This is a genomic window from Bacillus sp. RC240, from assembly GCF_044907945.1.
Classification (GTDB): domain Bacteria; phylum Bacillota; class Bacilli; order Bacillales; family Bacillaceae_G; genus Bacillus_A; species Bacillus_A mycoides.
Map to the genome: position 1 here is coordinate 1 of NZ_JBIYCT010000025.1, position 14771 is coordinate 14771.

General features: G+C 31.8%; 12 protein-coding genes and 4 pseudogenes. 6 read left to right on the forward strand and 10 right to left on the reverse strand.

Annotation, left to right across the window (positions count from 1 at the left end; translation table 11 throughout):
- Positions 1 to 227 precede the first annotated feature (227 nt).
- The 3 genes from ABH955_RS28915 to ABH955_RS28925 form a co-directional block, all read right to left on the reverse strand.
- Positions 228 to 848: a DsbA family protein gene (locus ABH955_RS28915; RefSeq protein ID WP_131246176.1), complete on the reverse strand. Its 621-nt coding sequence runs from the start codon at positions 846 to 848 to the stop codon at positions 228 to 230.
- Between the two features lie 1080 nt (positions 849 to 1928).
- Positions 1929 to 3242 (reverse strand): HlyD family secretion protein, encoded by a 1314-nt coding sequence (locus ABH955_RS28920; RefSeq protein ID WP_404456919.1) that lies wholly within the window; start codon positions 3240 to 3242, stop codon positions 1929 to 1931.
- Positions 3235 to 5454 carry a peptidase domain-containing ABC transporter gene (locus tag ABH955_RS28925; RefSeq protein ID WP_033707382.1) on the reverse strand — a complete coding sequence of 740 codons (2220 nt, stop codon included), beginning with the start codon at positions 5452 to 5454 and terminating at the stop codon, positions 3235 to 3237. The genes ABH955_RS28920 and ABH955_RS28925 overlap by 8 nt, the downstream gene beginning before the upstream one ends.
- A 164-nt stretch (positions 5455 to 5618) precedes the next feature.
- Between ABH955_RS28925 and ABH955_RS28930 the strand changes: the two genes are divergently transcribed.
- The 3 genes from ABH955_RS28930 (at position 5619) to ABH955_RS28940 (ending at position 7133) form a co-directional block, all read left to right on the forward strand.
- Positions 5619 to 5819 carry a hypothetical protein gene (locus ABH955_RS28930; RefSeq protein WP_085313299.1) on the forward strand — a complete coding sequence of 67 codons (201 nt, stop codon included), beginning with the start codon at positions 5619 to 5621 and terminating at the stop codon, positions 5817 to 5819.
- Between the two features lie 82 nt (positions 5820 to 5901).
- Positions 5902 to 6393, forward strand: a complete 492-nt coding sequence (locus ABH955_RS28935; RefSeq protein ID WP_002069055.1) for a CPBP family intramembrane glutamic endopeptidase — start codon at positions 5902 to 5904, stop codon at positions 6391 to 6393.
- 326 nt (positions 6394 to 6719) lie between these two features.
- Positions 6720 to 7133, forward strand: a complete 414-nt coding sequence (locus tag ABH955_RS28940) for a hypothetical protein (RefSeq protein WP_070147096.1) — start codon at positions 6720 to 6722, stop codon at positions 7131 to 7133.
- 72 nt (positions 7134 to 7205) lie between these two features.
- Here ABH955_RS28940 and ABH955_RS28945 read toward each other — a convergent pair whose 3' ends face one another.
- The 6 genes and pseudogenes from ABH955_RS28945 to asnB form a co-directional block, all read right to left on the reverse strand.
- Positions 7206 to 7421 (reverse strand): alpha/beta-type small acid-soluble spore protein, encoded by a 216-nt coding sequence (locus ABH955_RS28945; RefSeq protein WP_341093374.1) that lies wholly within the window; start codon positions 7419 to 7421, stop codon positions 7206 to 7208.
- Positions 7422 to 7659: 238 nt separating this feature from the next.
- Positions 7660 to 8073, reverse strand: a complete 414-nt coding sequence (gene hepT, locus ABH955_RS28950; protein ID WP_341093372.1) for a type VII toxin-antitoxin system HepT family RNase toxin — start codon at positions 8071 to 8073, stop codon at positions 7660 to 7662.
- Positions 8063 to 8143 (reverse strand): annotated as a pseudogene (locus ABH955_RS28955) (type VII toxin-antitoxin system MntA family adenylyltransferase antitoxin); the annotation flags it as partial. The gene hepT and the pseudogene ABH955_RS28955, both read right to left, overlap by 11 nt.
- A gap of 139 nt (positions 8144 to 8282) precedes the next feature.
- Positions 8283 to 9395 (reverse strand): RNA-guided endonuclease TnpB family protein, encoded by a 1113-nt coding sequence (locus ABH955_RS28960; protein WP_404491963.1) that lies wholly within the window; start codon positions 9393 to 9395, stop codon positions 8283 to 8285.
- Positions 9396 to 9406: 11 nt separating this feature from the next.
- A pseudogene (tnpA, locus tag ABH955_RS28965) lies at positions 9407 to 9694 on the reverse strand (IS200/IS605 family transposase); the annotation flags it as partial.
- Positions 9695 to 9915: 221 nt separating this feature from the next.
- Positions 9916 to 11739, reverse strand: a complete 1824-nt coding sequence (gene asnB / locus ABH955_RS28970) for an asparagine synthase (glutamine-hydrolyzing) (protein ID WP_404456905.1) — start codon at positions 11737 to 11739, stop codon at positions 9916 to 9918.
- A 401-nt stretch (positions 11740 to 12140) separates the two neighbouring features.
- Between asnB and ABH955_RS28975 the strand changes: the two genes are divergently transcribed.
- The 3 genes and pseudogenes from ABH955_RS28975 (at position 12141) to ABH955_RS28985 (ending at position 14223) form a co-directional block, all read left to right on the forward strand.
- Positions 12141 to 12710, forward strand: coding sequence for a TetR/AcrR family transcriptional regulator (locus ABH955_RS28975; protein WP_002065376.1), 570 nt, complete (start codon positions 12141 to 12143; stop codon positions 12708 to 12710).
- A 54-nt stretch (positions 12711 to 12764) separates the two neighbouring features.
- Positions 12765 to 12992: pseudogene (locus ABH955_RS28980) on the forward strand (IS4 family transposase); the annotation flags it as partial.
- Positions 12993 to 14036: 1044 nt separating this feature from the next.
- Positions 14037 to 14223: pseudogene (locus ABH955_RS28985) on the forward strand (hypothetical protein).
- A 173-nt stretch (positions 14224 to 14396) separates the two neighbouring features.
- Here the strand turns inward: ABH955_RS28985 and ABH955_RS28990 are convergent.
- The coding region (locus ABH955_RS28990) for a nuclear transport factor 2 family protein (protein ID WP_404491964.1) at positions 14397 to 14771 on the reverse strand (375 nt) is incomplete at its 5' end.

The following is a 14771-nucleotide window of genomic DNA, read 5'->3' on the forward strand; positions in this document are numbered from 1 at the left end:
GTTCCCTCTTCAATTCACCTGAAAGTGTGATAGCACCAGCAAATAGACGAGAGATTAATGTCGGTTGGCGTAAGCTAAAACGTTTGCTACTATAGTCAATAGAAAAATTAAAATTGGACTCTTTTTAAAAATAAGTTGAAACTATGACTGTTATAAAAAGGTTTAAGTCCATCTACTTCTAGCCTTTTTTAAAACGTTAAATGTTATATACTGTAACTTGAAATTTTTTAATATAAATTTTTAAAACGTGCTTCGATTTTATCTGGCGTCATTACCCCACCACCAATAGGGATAATTTGATTATCCTTTTGTAAAAGTAATGAAGGATAACTATTAACACCAAGCTGTCGCACTTTATTGAAATCGTTTTGGACATCTATTATTGTTTCTTGAGCGTTTAAACGTTCTAGTACTTGTTCAGGGTCCAAACCATGCTCGATTGCAATCTTACGATATGTTTCAGGATCACTCAGACTTTGTCCCTCATAATAAAACGCTTTTTGCATAGCCGAAGTGAATTCTAATAAACGGTCTGGCGCTAATGAGCGTAAAGCTGAAAAGCCAATTGCAGCATCTTTCGAATTCATTTTAAAAGTCCCTTCTTCCACCAATTTTTGATATGAAGGACCAAATTCTGCACCTGTAAGTTGATTAATTCTTTTATTCCCCTCTTCTATATATGAGAAATTTTTTATTGGTAAATCATCTAAAAATAATCCTCCACATAAAACTGTTAACGGCATTTCAGTGTGTTCTTTGTAAAATCCTTTAATACTTTCTGAAAATCCATAGCACCATCCACAATATGCGTCCCATACGTATATAAGATTATCTTGTTTCGTCTTCATTTAAATCTCCTACCTTTATTTTTATTAACCAGTCCAGCTATCACTTAAAATTCTCAGCTAACTTTTTGGTTTATATAAGTACATCTTTTTTATATCTTGTTCTTTTTTGAGTTACCTTACTATATTTCCCCAAAACTAACCCTTTCAAAAAAATCAACTAAGATTTTTAACAAAAGATAACGCTACACATTATTGCTCTAAAGCAGAAAATACTACCGTTCAGAATATGCATAGCTGTTAATATATTAGTAACTTTCTGCACTGGACGACAACGTATAGACCGCTATCCTTAATTAAATATATAAATCTTGTTTTTCTTAAAACAGGAAGTTGTTGTAACTTTATTAGTTACATCTTAATGTAACCATTTTAGTTACAACTAGATTAGAAGTCAATTCTTTTTTACAAAAAACATTAAATTTCTACCCTTACGTTTCCACAACTATGGGATTAAAGTAAATTCCCTTTACCATGAATGTCTATTTTTCAAGGCAATGAATTCTAAAAAATAAGAAGATGTTTTCATATTCCTTTAATATGTTTTCTTTTGGTTCTATCCTAATTTTCGTTTTATATCATCCGAAAGTAACTTATAATAGATAATAGACCCTACTAAAACGGATTCTTATGTAATTACAGTCGGCAGAATCTTTTGAGTTCCTCTTGCAACACATTCCACTAACATTTCTACAGAGAAGATTAAAACTGCATTGACCTTGGTTTTATAGTCTTCTTTAAACATTCGAATAGTATTGTCGTAAAGAACATTCAAAAAATAGTAGATAATAAGGAATTGGAACAACCACTCAATTACAATGATCCACCTGGTTTTCCACATTAAAAATTTCAGGTATTGGTTTGGAATAAAATTTAATCAGAAATGTTTTACACCCCTATTGATAAGAAGCAAAAAGAATCCATTTTGAAAAAAAATTAATTAAAACGGATTCCTATTTTGTGAAACATTATACAATTTTTATAAAAAAGTTTAATCAAAACTCACTTATATTTTTTTACTTGAAGGAATAAAACATCGTAACTTTATTCCAAATTAACATGTAAACTCAATATTACTCTCTATTAATTAGATATAAAATCTAACTTTCTTAATATAAATTTCCATATCTGTTCTTCTCCTGTCACTACAGAAGCTTTGCCTACCATTCCTGTATGTAGCTCATACAATACCTGTTTTTCAATTGTTGCCTCCAATTCATAAACATACCCTTTAGAATCTTTATCAAAAATAGGATGTGCCGATATGTACGTAACTTTTCCCATTTGTTTATCCGTTTTATTTAACTTAAACGAATACTGTACCTTATCCCCTTTTTTAATCCCTCTTATCTCTTGAGCAGATAACAAAATTTTTACCCTTTTTTCATCTTCTTTCGGAATAATTGAAACGACCTCTTGACCTGAATCTATTAAATCACCCGGTTGTAAAATGGAAGGGAATTGTACAACTCCATCTTGATGTGCTTTTATAATCATCGTTTCATTTTGATTATGTAATCCAGACAAGTCTTGTTTTTTTATAAATATCTCTTGCTCTAAAGATTGAATACGCTGATTTACAGAAACTATAGCACTTTCTCTATATTGATTTAAAGCGTATTCCTTTTGTTTTTGTTTCCCTTCCTTCGTTGTATCAACTTTCTTTCTTTCACTATCTAACGTTCCTTTTCTTTGCGCTATTCTTTTTTCTATATTATTTTGTTGAGATTCTAAAGATTGAATTTTATCATCCAATACTTGTTTTTGTTCATCTAATATGTTTTCTTTATCTTTCTGTTTATTTATAGATTTAATTTCTCTTTGTATATTTTCCTTTTCTGCAATCAATCCTTGTAAAATCTCATCTTGTTCATTTAATAATTTACTATTACCTATCAGATTTATCTCATTCTCTTTTTCATTTTGCAAAGATTGATAGCCTTGCTCATATGCTTTATATTCTTCCCTTATTTTTTTATCCACTTCATCAGTAAAAGATAATTTATGGAATTGAATACTCTTTTTCAACTGTTCTAGCATCTCTTTTTGTCCTTCTAAATGCTTAACAATTTGATCCATTTGATTTTGTTTATTCATTGATTCCTGGTTTTTTAATTGAAGCAAAGTATCTCCCTTTTTCACCGCATCTCCTGATTTAACAGAAACAGTATCTACAACACCTGGAATTTGAGTTCGAGACACACTTATATCTGACTTACTTTGTATTGTTGCTGTTCCTTTACTCACAATGTCTACTTTTCCAACATATGCCCAAATCATAAATCCTAATAAACTTATACAAAGAAAACATAGTAATCCCGTAATAAACCGAGGGGGCCTTTTTTCCAATAACTCCACACTATCTGTTAATTGATCAAAAGAATATATTTTACTCATATTGACCACCTCGCATTGCATATGATTGTGATTCTATATGTTCTACGTGAACTGTTTGGTTCTTCCAAAGACGATAATACTCACCTTTATGGAATAATAATTCTTCATGAGAACCTCGTTCTATAATATTTCCTTTTTCCATTACAAAAATTCGATTTGCATGCTGAATTGTGCTTAATCTATGCGCAATCATGATAACTGTTACTCCTTGTAAACCTAATTCTTTTAACATATCCGTAATATGTTTTTCAGTTGTAGAATCTAAATTACTTGTGGCCTCATCTAATATTAAGATATCCGGTTTCTTTAATAACGCTCTCGCAATTGCCAAACGTTGTCTCTGTCCACCCGATAAATTCGAAGCATTTTCCTCTAATAAAGTTTCATAACTTAAAGGTAGTTCACTAATAAACTCATGTATACAAGCTAATTTACATACATGTATCATCTCTTCTAACGAAACTTGTCGTTCTAATCCAAAACGTAAATTTTCATAAATAGACGCACTAAAGAAAAATGATTCTTGAGAAACATAAGCAATCCGATCTCGTAATGCAGTACGATTTATTTCTTTAATATGATAATCTTCATAATATATAACTCCTTCTTGCGCTTCATAATAATTCATTAACAATTTTGAAATTGTTGTTTTTCCGGAACCACTTTCTCCTACAAAAGCCACTTGACTACCTTGTTCTATAGAAAAACTTATATTGTTTAAAACATTCTTACGTGTTCCATAACGAAATGTAACATTTGAACATTCAATTTTTCCAGATAACTGTTTAGGAGAAACTTTCTTATGTTCTTTTTCATCTTTTTCAGCATCTAAATCAAAGATTTCATTTAATCGTTCTCCTGCAACCAACGCAGATTGCATAGTTGGCTGAATTCCTATTAAATTTTCAATCGGATTTAAAAAATATCCTAAAAGGGCATTATATGTAATCAGTTCACCTATAGTCATACTTCCTTTTAATACTTGCATAGCACCAACCCAAAGAATAACTGTCCCCCCAATTAATTCAAGCCCCATCTTAATAGAACCTTGTAAATTAGATAACATTCCTCTTTTAAATACATATCTTAATAAATTAACGAAACGATTTTCTGTTTGAAAAAAAACTTCTTTTTCAGCGTTATAAGATTTTATAGTCGCAATCCCATTTAAAGACTCTACTAAATATGAATTTAATTTTGCATTACTTTCCATCTCTTCTCTATTAATATGTTGATATGGTTTACGAAAAGCAAAAATAATGCCTATATAAAAGGGAATTAATAATAAAGTAACACCAAATAAAACGGGACTATGTATATATAATAAAACAGCTCCTAATGTAACCATTACCGTATCAATCATTAATGTAACTGTTATTGTTGATAATGCATCTCTTATTTTGCTTGCATCCATAAATCGAGAAATGATTTCCCCTACTTTTCTTGTTTCAAAAAAATTCATCGGTAATCCTACAACATGGCGATAATATCCAAGCATCAATTGAATGTCTATTCGTCGACTTAAATATAAGATTAAATGAGTACGAAAATAGGATAGAAAAACTTTAAAAATATACAATATAACAATCCCAATTGATACAATATGAAGTGTCTGTAACAACTGATTTGTCACAATATCATCAATTAAAAATTTAAAATAAAATGCTCCTAATAATCCAAATAAATTAAAAAAGATGGAAGCAAAAAATAAAGGTACCAATAAATTAGTTTGTTGTCTTAATAAAAATATAAAACGAGATAATGTACTTTGTGATGATTTACCTGTTTGAAAATCCCCACTGGGAGTCATAAGTACTAAGATACCAGTCCATATTTGTCCAAATTCCTCTAATGAATATGTAGCAAATCCTTTTTCAGGATCCACAATATATATTTTATTATTTTTAACTTTATGAATTACTACATAATGAAGAAGACCGCCATCCATAACTACATGTGCAATAGCAGGTAAAGGAATTTCTTTAAATGCTTCGAAATTTGTAGCTTTTACTCCTTTTACCTCAAAACCCAACTTCTCTCCAGCTTCTATTAAACCTTTTATATTCGTTCCTTCTAAATCAGTACCTGCTATTTCTCTAATTTTTGATATAGACATAGTAAAACCATGATAACGAGAAATCATTGCAAGACACGCTGGACCACAATCTTTTAAATCCTGTTGTCTTATATAAGAAATCTTTTTTGTGAACAAAATCGCAGCCTCTTTTCCTTGTATTTTTATATCTGTTTTGATTATATCCGAATATAAAGAAAAAAGACTAAATATGCAATTTTGCATATGTATTAAATTTACAGAACATTTATGTTATCGTATATAAAGAATCAACAATTTATTTTTTTAAGGAGATGGATGTAATGAATGAAAAATTATCAACAAACTTTCAGGAATTAACTGAAAAAGAATTACAAACAAATGGTGGTGCAATTAGAATTTTATCTAGAGTTTATGAAGCTGCCAACCATTGTTTACGCGATAACTATTGTCGTGGAAGATTAGGTAACGATATGGCAAATGCCGGAAGAATTGAAGCTGGCCATTATGGTGGAAGACCATAAACTAAATAAATAAAATTCAACAAAATCCAATAACTAGTTATTGGATTTTGTTGAATTTCATAACTAAGGAGATATAATATAAATGTTCAGGAATATACATAATTTTCTTTCTAATTTAAATAAAATTCCATTTATTTTACTCATGACCATAATTAGTTTTTTAATTACTATTCCACTTAATTTATTTTTACCACCTTCACAAGCGAATCCATCAATAAATGAGTCAATTATTGAACACATTTTATTAGTGTTAATTATTGCTCCATTTCTTGAAACTTTACTATTTCAAAAAGTACTTTTTTTCATTTTACAACTAAGCTCATATATATCAGAACGTAATATACTTACTATTCTTATAGCGTCAATCATATTCGGATTAACTCATCAATTTGATATTACATATATAGCTGCAGCAACACTTATGGGGATCGTATTTAATTATTCATATTCTATATATCAAGAAAAAAATTATAACGACCCAAAAAGTATGTCTGCTTTCTGGATTGTTTTTTGGATACATGAACTACATAATACAATAGCATTCTTAATAATAGAATTTGGTCAAAAGTTATAAAACTACATAATTAATACCAACATAAAGGCACTTTTAAAACATTAAAAAGTGCTTTTTATGATTCTGATGCAAAAATGATAGTTAGAAACAGAAAGTAGCAATTATTTTTTTGCACCAAAACCATTGTACGTAGTAATAAAACGTGAAAAGCAGCAAAAAACTACATGAAATTTAAATTGATTGGCCTTTTGCTGTACTTCATGTATGCAAAATTGCATAGCATTTCGTATTGATAATAATTATCGTTGTAACTATAATGGTTTCAGTAGGTGATATTTTCACTTCCTTTTCAAATCTCACAATATATTAAAGGAGGAACTAGCATTATGAAAAAAGTTATTTTAGCAGGGGCACTAGGAATTGCAGTACTATCAGGTATGAACTTACCAGGAGCAGAGGCACCAAAAGCGAGTGCAGCAACTACAAATTTAGAAATTCAAGAAGTTACAAAATATTACTCTATGAGTTCTTACGAAGTGTCTCAAAAGGAAACATTTAATCTCAATAAAGGAGAAGAACTTACAGTCTTTGTACAAAATTCTGGGTTCCCAATTTCTTATACGGTCTTTGATGCAGATAATCAAATAATTGGCACCTACAATGCTAATTCACCATATGGTCGCGTATTCAAAGCACAAAAAGATGGTAATATTTCTGTACAATTTCAAGCAGGTGCAAATTCTTCGTACATGAAGAAGATGAATTTCACAGCTAAATTTGCAGTTTCTAAGCTTAACTAACAATCAAAATTTCATTATCCTCTTTCAAAAAATTAAAAAGGTATATCCCTTCAACGGGATATACCTTTAACTTTAGTGAATTTTATATTGACCAGATAATTGCTCTTGCGCCATACGCACTAAACGTTTGGTAATTTCTCCACCTACTGAACCATTCGCTCGTGCTGTTGAATCCGGTCCAAGTGTAACACCAAACTCCTGAGCAATTTCATACTTCATTTGTTCAATTGCACTTGCTGCAGCTCCTACCAAAATCTCGTTTGAATTAGTATTTTCGCGAATTTGCATTCCTTACACTCCTCCACTGATTTTAGTAATATTATGTTTCATTTACGGAAAAGTATGTAAATAATCTCCAAAACAAAAAAAGACACCTTAAGATGCCCTTTTTCAATATGTTCATGTAACGCTTAATTTGTTTTTAATTGTTAAAGCAAGTAAAGGGTCCACTGAAGTACTTTTCTCCTCATGATATAAAGTTACTACAATGTTCTCCAAGGTAATCATATTTCAAAGATTTGTGCTTTTATAAGTCTAGAATTCCCATAACTTCTTTCGTAAATAGCTTAAAGTCTTTTAGATGTTTTTCAATAATTTGACGAACAATATCTAAGTTTACACTTTGATAATCATGAACAGCAATATTTCGAAACCCAACCATTGCTTTTAACTTACTTGCCAGTTCTGTACTAAGTAGATCTGCATCAACCAACAAATCAAATGCCTCTCTACTAGATTGAGGTAGTCCCAACTTCTTCCCTGCAACAATATGCATTGCTAAATCAATACTTGCTTTGCATGCTCTTTGAATATTTAATATTATAGAATCTTGCTTTGTATAATCCTCTAAATTATCAAGGTTATTTCCATATACCTCTTGAATTCTTTTTATACAACGCTCTATTGTAGAAATTTTATTCAAAATTACTTCATTCTTCATATATAGAACCTCTTTTCTTTATATCCTCAAATACGATTTTGCGTTCCTCATTCAATTTTGAATACATTTGTGAACTACCCGCCACTTAACGTCCTAACGGACTGTTTGAAGTGGGGGCTTCTCGGTTAATCATTACTTTTGATAGCTAACGAATTCGTCCTAAGACAGCCGAGCTAACTCCCTTGTTCCAAAGGTTATTTTATTGCTATTTATGCTAACGCTAATAGGCGTATTGCTTCATTTTTGATATTGATAGCTGCGTTATAATCTCTATCGAGATTTACACCGCATATACAAGAATAGACTCGTTCAGACAATGTCATATTTTTTACATTTCCACAACTGCTACATGCTTTTGTGGAAGGAAACCATTTGTCTATTTTCACAAGTTGTTTTCCTTGTTCGTTTAGTTTATAAGCTAAGAAAGAAGTGAACATACCCCACCCATTATCAGCGACACTTTTTCCAAAATGAAGTGCTTGCGACATTCCTTTCATATTTAGATCTTCAATAGCTACAATATCAAAATGAGTAGCTAACTCTTTAGACTTATGATGAAGGAAGTTCTTACGTTGGTTTGCTACTTTTTCATGTAACTTAGCTACACGGATACGTTGTTTATCCCAACGAATAGAACCTTTTGTTCTTCTTGATAATACTCGTTGTGCTTTTGCTAATCGGTCTAACATTTCACGGTAGAACTTAGGATAATTGGCTTTCTTATCCTCAGAACTGACGTATAATCCATCCAACGCAAAGTCTAATCCAACAACTGTTTCTACTTCTTTTTGTACAATCTCTTTTTCGTATTCAGTCAAAATGGACACATAGTATTTACCAGTAGGTGTCATAGAAATCGTACATGACTTGATTATATGGTCTTGTGGTATTTCTCTATGCTGTTTGATATGTACCATTTTCAGTTTTGGTAATTTGATATGACCGTTAAGCAACATAATATTTCCGTTCACTACATTCGTTGTATAAGACTTTCTGTCTTTTTTTCTTTTGAATGTTGGGAAGTCATTTTGACCACTAAAGAAATTCTTATAGGCAGTTTGCAAGTTTAGTTGAGCATTTGCCAAAGATAATGAATCAACTTCTTTTAACCACTCAAATTCTGATTTGTATTTCGCAGGAGTGGGAAGCTTTTGTTTCTTTAGTTGTTCCTTATCATCTTTGTGTTTTTCATAGGCTTCTTTCCGTTCAGCTAACATTCTGTTATACACGAAACGTACACAGCCGAAGGTTTTACGCATAAGATGTACTTGGTCTTCTGTTGGATACAAACGGAATTTATATGCTTTATTATGCTTTGTCATATCATTTCACCTCACTTTTCACCTTGATTTTCAATATATTTCTTTACTACATCTATTGGCGAACCACCAGTAGTTAGTAAGCAAAAACTTCTTGACCAAAACATCTCTTTCCAAAGTTTCTTTTTCACTTGTGGAAAGTCTCTCTTGATTAGTCGAGAACTTGCACTCTTATAAGCATTGATGAATTTTGTCATTTCTGTATTCGGATGTGCCTTGAACAAAATATGAACATGGTCTACATCATGATTCCACTCTACCAGTGTTATGTTGTAATTCTCGGATAACCTGTTAAAAGGTTCATCGTATTCTCCTTTACGTGGGACCTCCAATTCATATTATTCCCCCTAGTTCTTTCCATGTCCCTTATTCAATTCTAATTTACTAACTGATTAGCGTTATTGCAAATCAAGATAATAAAACCGCATCTCCAAATATTAGATAACTATCTAATACATTGGAGATGCGGTTCACTTAGGTCATTGAGGATTCATCTATCCTCTTTATTCGAAGATTACATTTATCATACTAATTTAATATTATATTCCTGAAGCCAACTATTAACTTGAAGTAAATAATCTATTATACCTCGTGCATCATTACCAGAAATTACTTTGTCTTTTCCTTCTGCAATAGCACGAACTTTTTCTACATTTATTAATGGTAAAATAGGTGATTGAGGATCGTTCAACACATGTAACATCCAATCACTAATACCTTGTAGATAAGAAGCATCCTTTGTGCTTGGATATGCACTTTTTTTGCGATAAAGTACATCCTCTGGAAGTATATTTTCAAAAGCTCGACGTAAAATACCTTTTTCAATATTGTCTATACTTTTCATTTCGAATGGAACATTCCATAAGTATTCTACAAGCCGGTAATCGCAAAATGGAACTCGTACTTCAAAGCCATTCATCATACTTGTACGATCTTTTCGTTCTAGCATAAATGGCAAGAAACGTGTAATAAACATGTAAGACATTTGACGTTGCTTCATTTGCAGATCACTTTCACCTTCTAAAAAAGGAACCTCAGCAACCGCATCTTCAAATTTTTGTTTTTGATATTTTTCAGGGCTAATCTTTTCTTTAAAATCCTCTGATAAAATTTCTGTACTATACCATAAATTAACACTCCAAGGGAATATCTCTGCATCTAAAAACTTCTCTTGATGGAACCATGGATATCCTGAGAACACTTCATCTGCGGATTCGCCTGAAAGTGCAACTGTTGCGTCTTTTTTCATTTCCTTAAATAGCAAATAAAGAGACGTTTCTAGTTCCCCAACTCCCGGTAGATCACGCGCTCGCATTGGAATTAATAAATGCTCTATTAAGCTATCTGATCCTAACTCTATAGAGTGATGCTTTGTTCCTACATATTCAGCCACACGTTTCACCCAAGGTTCATCACGATCAAAACGAAGGAAGTCCTGCTCAAAGTCTTTTTCATCATTGATGAAATTCAGGGAATATGTATGAAGACGTTCCCCTTTATTCCCAAATTCGTTTCCTGCTAAACCTGTTAGACCACTTGAATCTAAACCTCCGGAAAGCATAGATACCACTGGTCTATCAGCAATTAACTGGCGTTTAACAGTATCTTGTAAAATGGAGCGGATTGTCTCCACTGTCGTATCAATATCATCTATATGTTTTTTACTTTCAAGTTTCCAATACTGTGTCGTATTTGAACCATTAGAGGTAAACGTCATATAATTACCCGCACGTACTTCATGTATATCCTTAAAAATCGCATGACCAGGAGTACGTGTTGGTCCAAGACAAAATACCTCAGAAAGTCCTTCTTTATCTACTTCTGCATTTACAAGCGGATGCGAAAGCAAAACTTTTAACTCTGAACCAAAGAGAATTGCGCTTCCTCTTTGAGCGAAAAATAAAGGCTTCACACCTAGATGATCACGACCAAGCATCAATTTCCCAAATCTTTCATCCCAAATACCAAAAGCAAAAATCCCATTTAAGTGTTGAACACAATCTTCTTGCCATTCTAAATAAGCATGTAGTAATACCTCTGTATCAGACTTTGTCTGAAATTCATGACCTTTCCCCTCAAGTTCTTTACGTAATTCTTGATAGTTATAAATTTCTCCATTGAACGTAAGGCCAATCGTATCATTTCCATCTTTATATAGCATAGGTTGAAGGCCACCTTCAGGATCAATGACGATGAGACGTCGATGACCTAATGCTGCTCGTTTTGAAAGCCAATGCCCCTCTGCATCAGGCCCTCGGTGAGTGATAGCATCTGTCATTTTTTTTAACGTTTCTTGTTCATGAGACAGGTCTTTAGACCAGTCTATCCACCCTGCAATTCCACACATAGTGTCTACCTTCTCTCAAATAGTATAGAAACCGACTAAAATTAAATATCAGTCGGTTTTCCGTAAAAAAATCCGACTAAAAACATCTTTTAGTCATGTTTATATAATAAAACGAATTGAATAAAAAATCAAATAATTCAATCAAGAAAGAAATCACTTTCCCCTTTCACTTGAATTCTCATCGTCTGATTAAAAAGTTATTACCTTAAACTTTCATTTTTATCCTAAGTTATAAAGTTGCATTCTATTATAGTTATATACTAGAAATGAGAATGGTGTATGTTATTCTATAAGAAGCAAATAGAGGACTTTCTATTAGGAGTTAAAAAATTACAAATGGACTGATACAGAATGTAATGAAAGAAAACTTCGCTAAATATTTCAAGGATAGGGTGTAGACAATGATCAAATTAGAAAAAGAAAATAAAAAAATGAAAATCATTCAATCTGCCACAATACTGTTCTCTATGGGTGGTGTCCGTAACACAACGGTCGATGAAATTGCAAAGAAAGCTAAAGTTGGTAAAGGTACTATTTATTATTACTATACAGATAAAACTGAAATATTATGTGACTGCTATATGCGTCATATCCAGCTTAAACGCTCACAATTATTTGATTTATATAAAGAGGAAAAAGATGTTTTACTTCGAATACAAAAAATCCTTCATTATATCAGCCTAGAATATCATCAAGACCCATTTGTTTCTACACTCTTTCAAGAATATAAAGAGTACCATTCACCTGAAATTATAGCTTGTTTTAAAAAATCTGAAGAAGAAGCAATTAAAATGATAAGTAATTTGCTTGAAAAAGGTTATCAGCAAGGGGCTTTTCATAAGGTACCATTACCGCTAACAGCTTTTATGTTAGTGCGAATGATTTTTAACTATGAACAGGATTATATAAAAGATGATAAAAGTGATAAAGAATTTCTGCAGTTGCTAAAGCATATGCTTCTTAAAAACTAGTTTTAACAAAAAAAAAATAATTGTGGTACAAATATATGAAGAAGAACGTGAATAATGGATGGTTTAATAAGCTCTTTTCATTCTGGACAAACCTGCAAAATATCCAACGCTTATGTAGGAATGACTGATAAAAGAACAACAGCGATTACAAGATCAAACTGTAAGGGAAAAAAGAATGAAATAAAGTATTCTGCTCGTAGTTCAGTTTTAGCAATATTAATGAGAAATACCAATCATTTACTTGTGCTGATAGGAGAAGTAAATGATTGGTATTCTTTACGTTAGCCAATATGATTTTAATTTAACTAATTCCCCGAAAGAATTCTCCTTCCTCAAGCGTGTGAAGGGCGTAGCCCAACGGTAGGTGGGAGATGAATTTCGGTTTGGCATAGCCAAAAACTTTTGATAAACTAACTATATGAAGTTCTTTGATAACTTGATATATGAGGTTGCAGGAAGAAAATAGAGTGCGAAAACCAAGCCATTCGGTTCCTGCGTAAAATATCAACCGTACCAAAAGAGCGTCCAAGCGTTGGACATCTAGGGGTGGAACACCCGAAGTAACGCTCAGGGAGACGAAAGGGTACTTTCGTCGTGGAACTGAGAAGCTCCCACTTCAAGCTTTGCTAAGTGGCGAGTAGTTCACGGGCTACTTTAAAATCTTAAGTTGATGGATGTGTGAACGTACCCCTACTAATATTCTTGCTTTTAAATCATTATTACTGTATTATATTTACGTAGTAATATAAGGATTATGGTATATAAAAAGGAATCAAATCTATAAGTAAGATTTAAATCCTTTTCCAAGGCAAAAAGATTTTGCTAAAATCTAATATAATTTATGCTTGTCTTTTTAATATGTATCTAGTAAAAACATATTTTTTATCAATAGAATTCTGTTTTCAATATAAATGGAAACTTTAAATAGAAGTTTATTAACTCTCAATGATAGGAGTTAGTGTTCTAGAATATAGAGAAACAAGGCACGATACAAAGTAATCTGACAAACCTAAGAAGTATTGTATATTGTTTGCCCATCTCCAGGTACTACAATAAAAGAGCCTTACCTCTCTAGGCAAGACTCTACTAGTTTAGTTGTATAATATTTACATGATAACTAAGAAACAGAAAACATATAACACCAAATAGCAGCACCCTATTACTCCTCCTACAGCTAATACCTGTTTAACCCAACTCTTAAATTTTTGATTACTGTAAATCGTCTGCACTCTTTCCATATTTCCTCCTATTAAGGAGAACCCTTAAAGACTCTCACCTCGCTATAGTACCATTAAAAAATGAATAATAGAGATCTAATGTATAAATATGCAATATTGCATAAAAAAATTCATTGTTATAATTGTAAGCGCTCACTATAATAAGATTATAAAGATTTATCACATCTTAATACGAAAAAAGAGGAGAGCATAATATGGAAATCGCAATGGCAGTTTTAAAATTTATAGGTGGAGCAATCCCATTAATTCAAGAACTTCTAAAAGCATTTATGTAAGTTCACTATTTAGCAATTATTCACAAAAATTATCATACAAATGATCTGTATATCAAAGATAAATTGATTTACAGATCATTTGCGTGAGCAAGGTCCCTTTAACATGATTAAGGGACCTTGTTTTAATTTTTGGCTCTGTTAAAGGTAAATGTTGATATTTGAAACTGGTAACTCTAACTTAATACCTCATTAACAGTTGCACTGTCCACAATTTGAATAAACTTCTTAACCTTATCGTTCTCATCAAACTCATAAAGATGACAAAAATCTGCTATGAATGATTTCCCTGTTACTTTATATGTTCCACTATATTTTCCATAAACGATAACAGTATTGTTATTAAAAGCATAAATTTCGTCTTTTGCACTATAGTTATCCCATTCCGTGCCAAGACGTTCATGTACATTTTTCACTACTTCATCTGGACCTATATAAGTACCTGCATATGGAAACCCAGCAGCTTCTGTCCAAGATACATTTTCACTTAAATACGTTTTGAAAGCATCCAATTTTCCTTCGCCAGTTAACACATACGTTTCATGTAATAG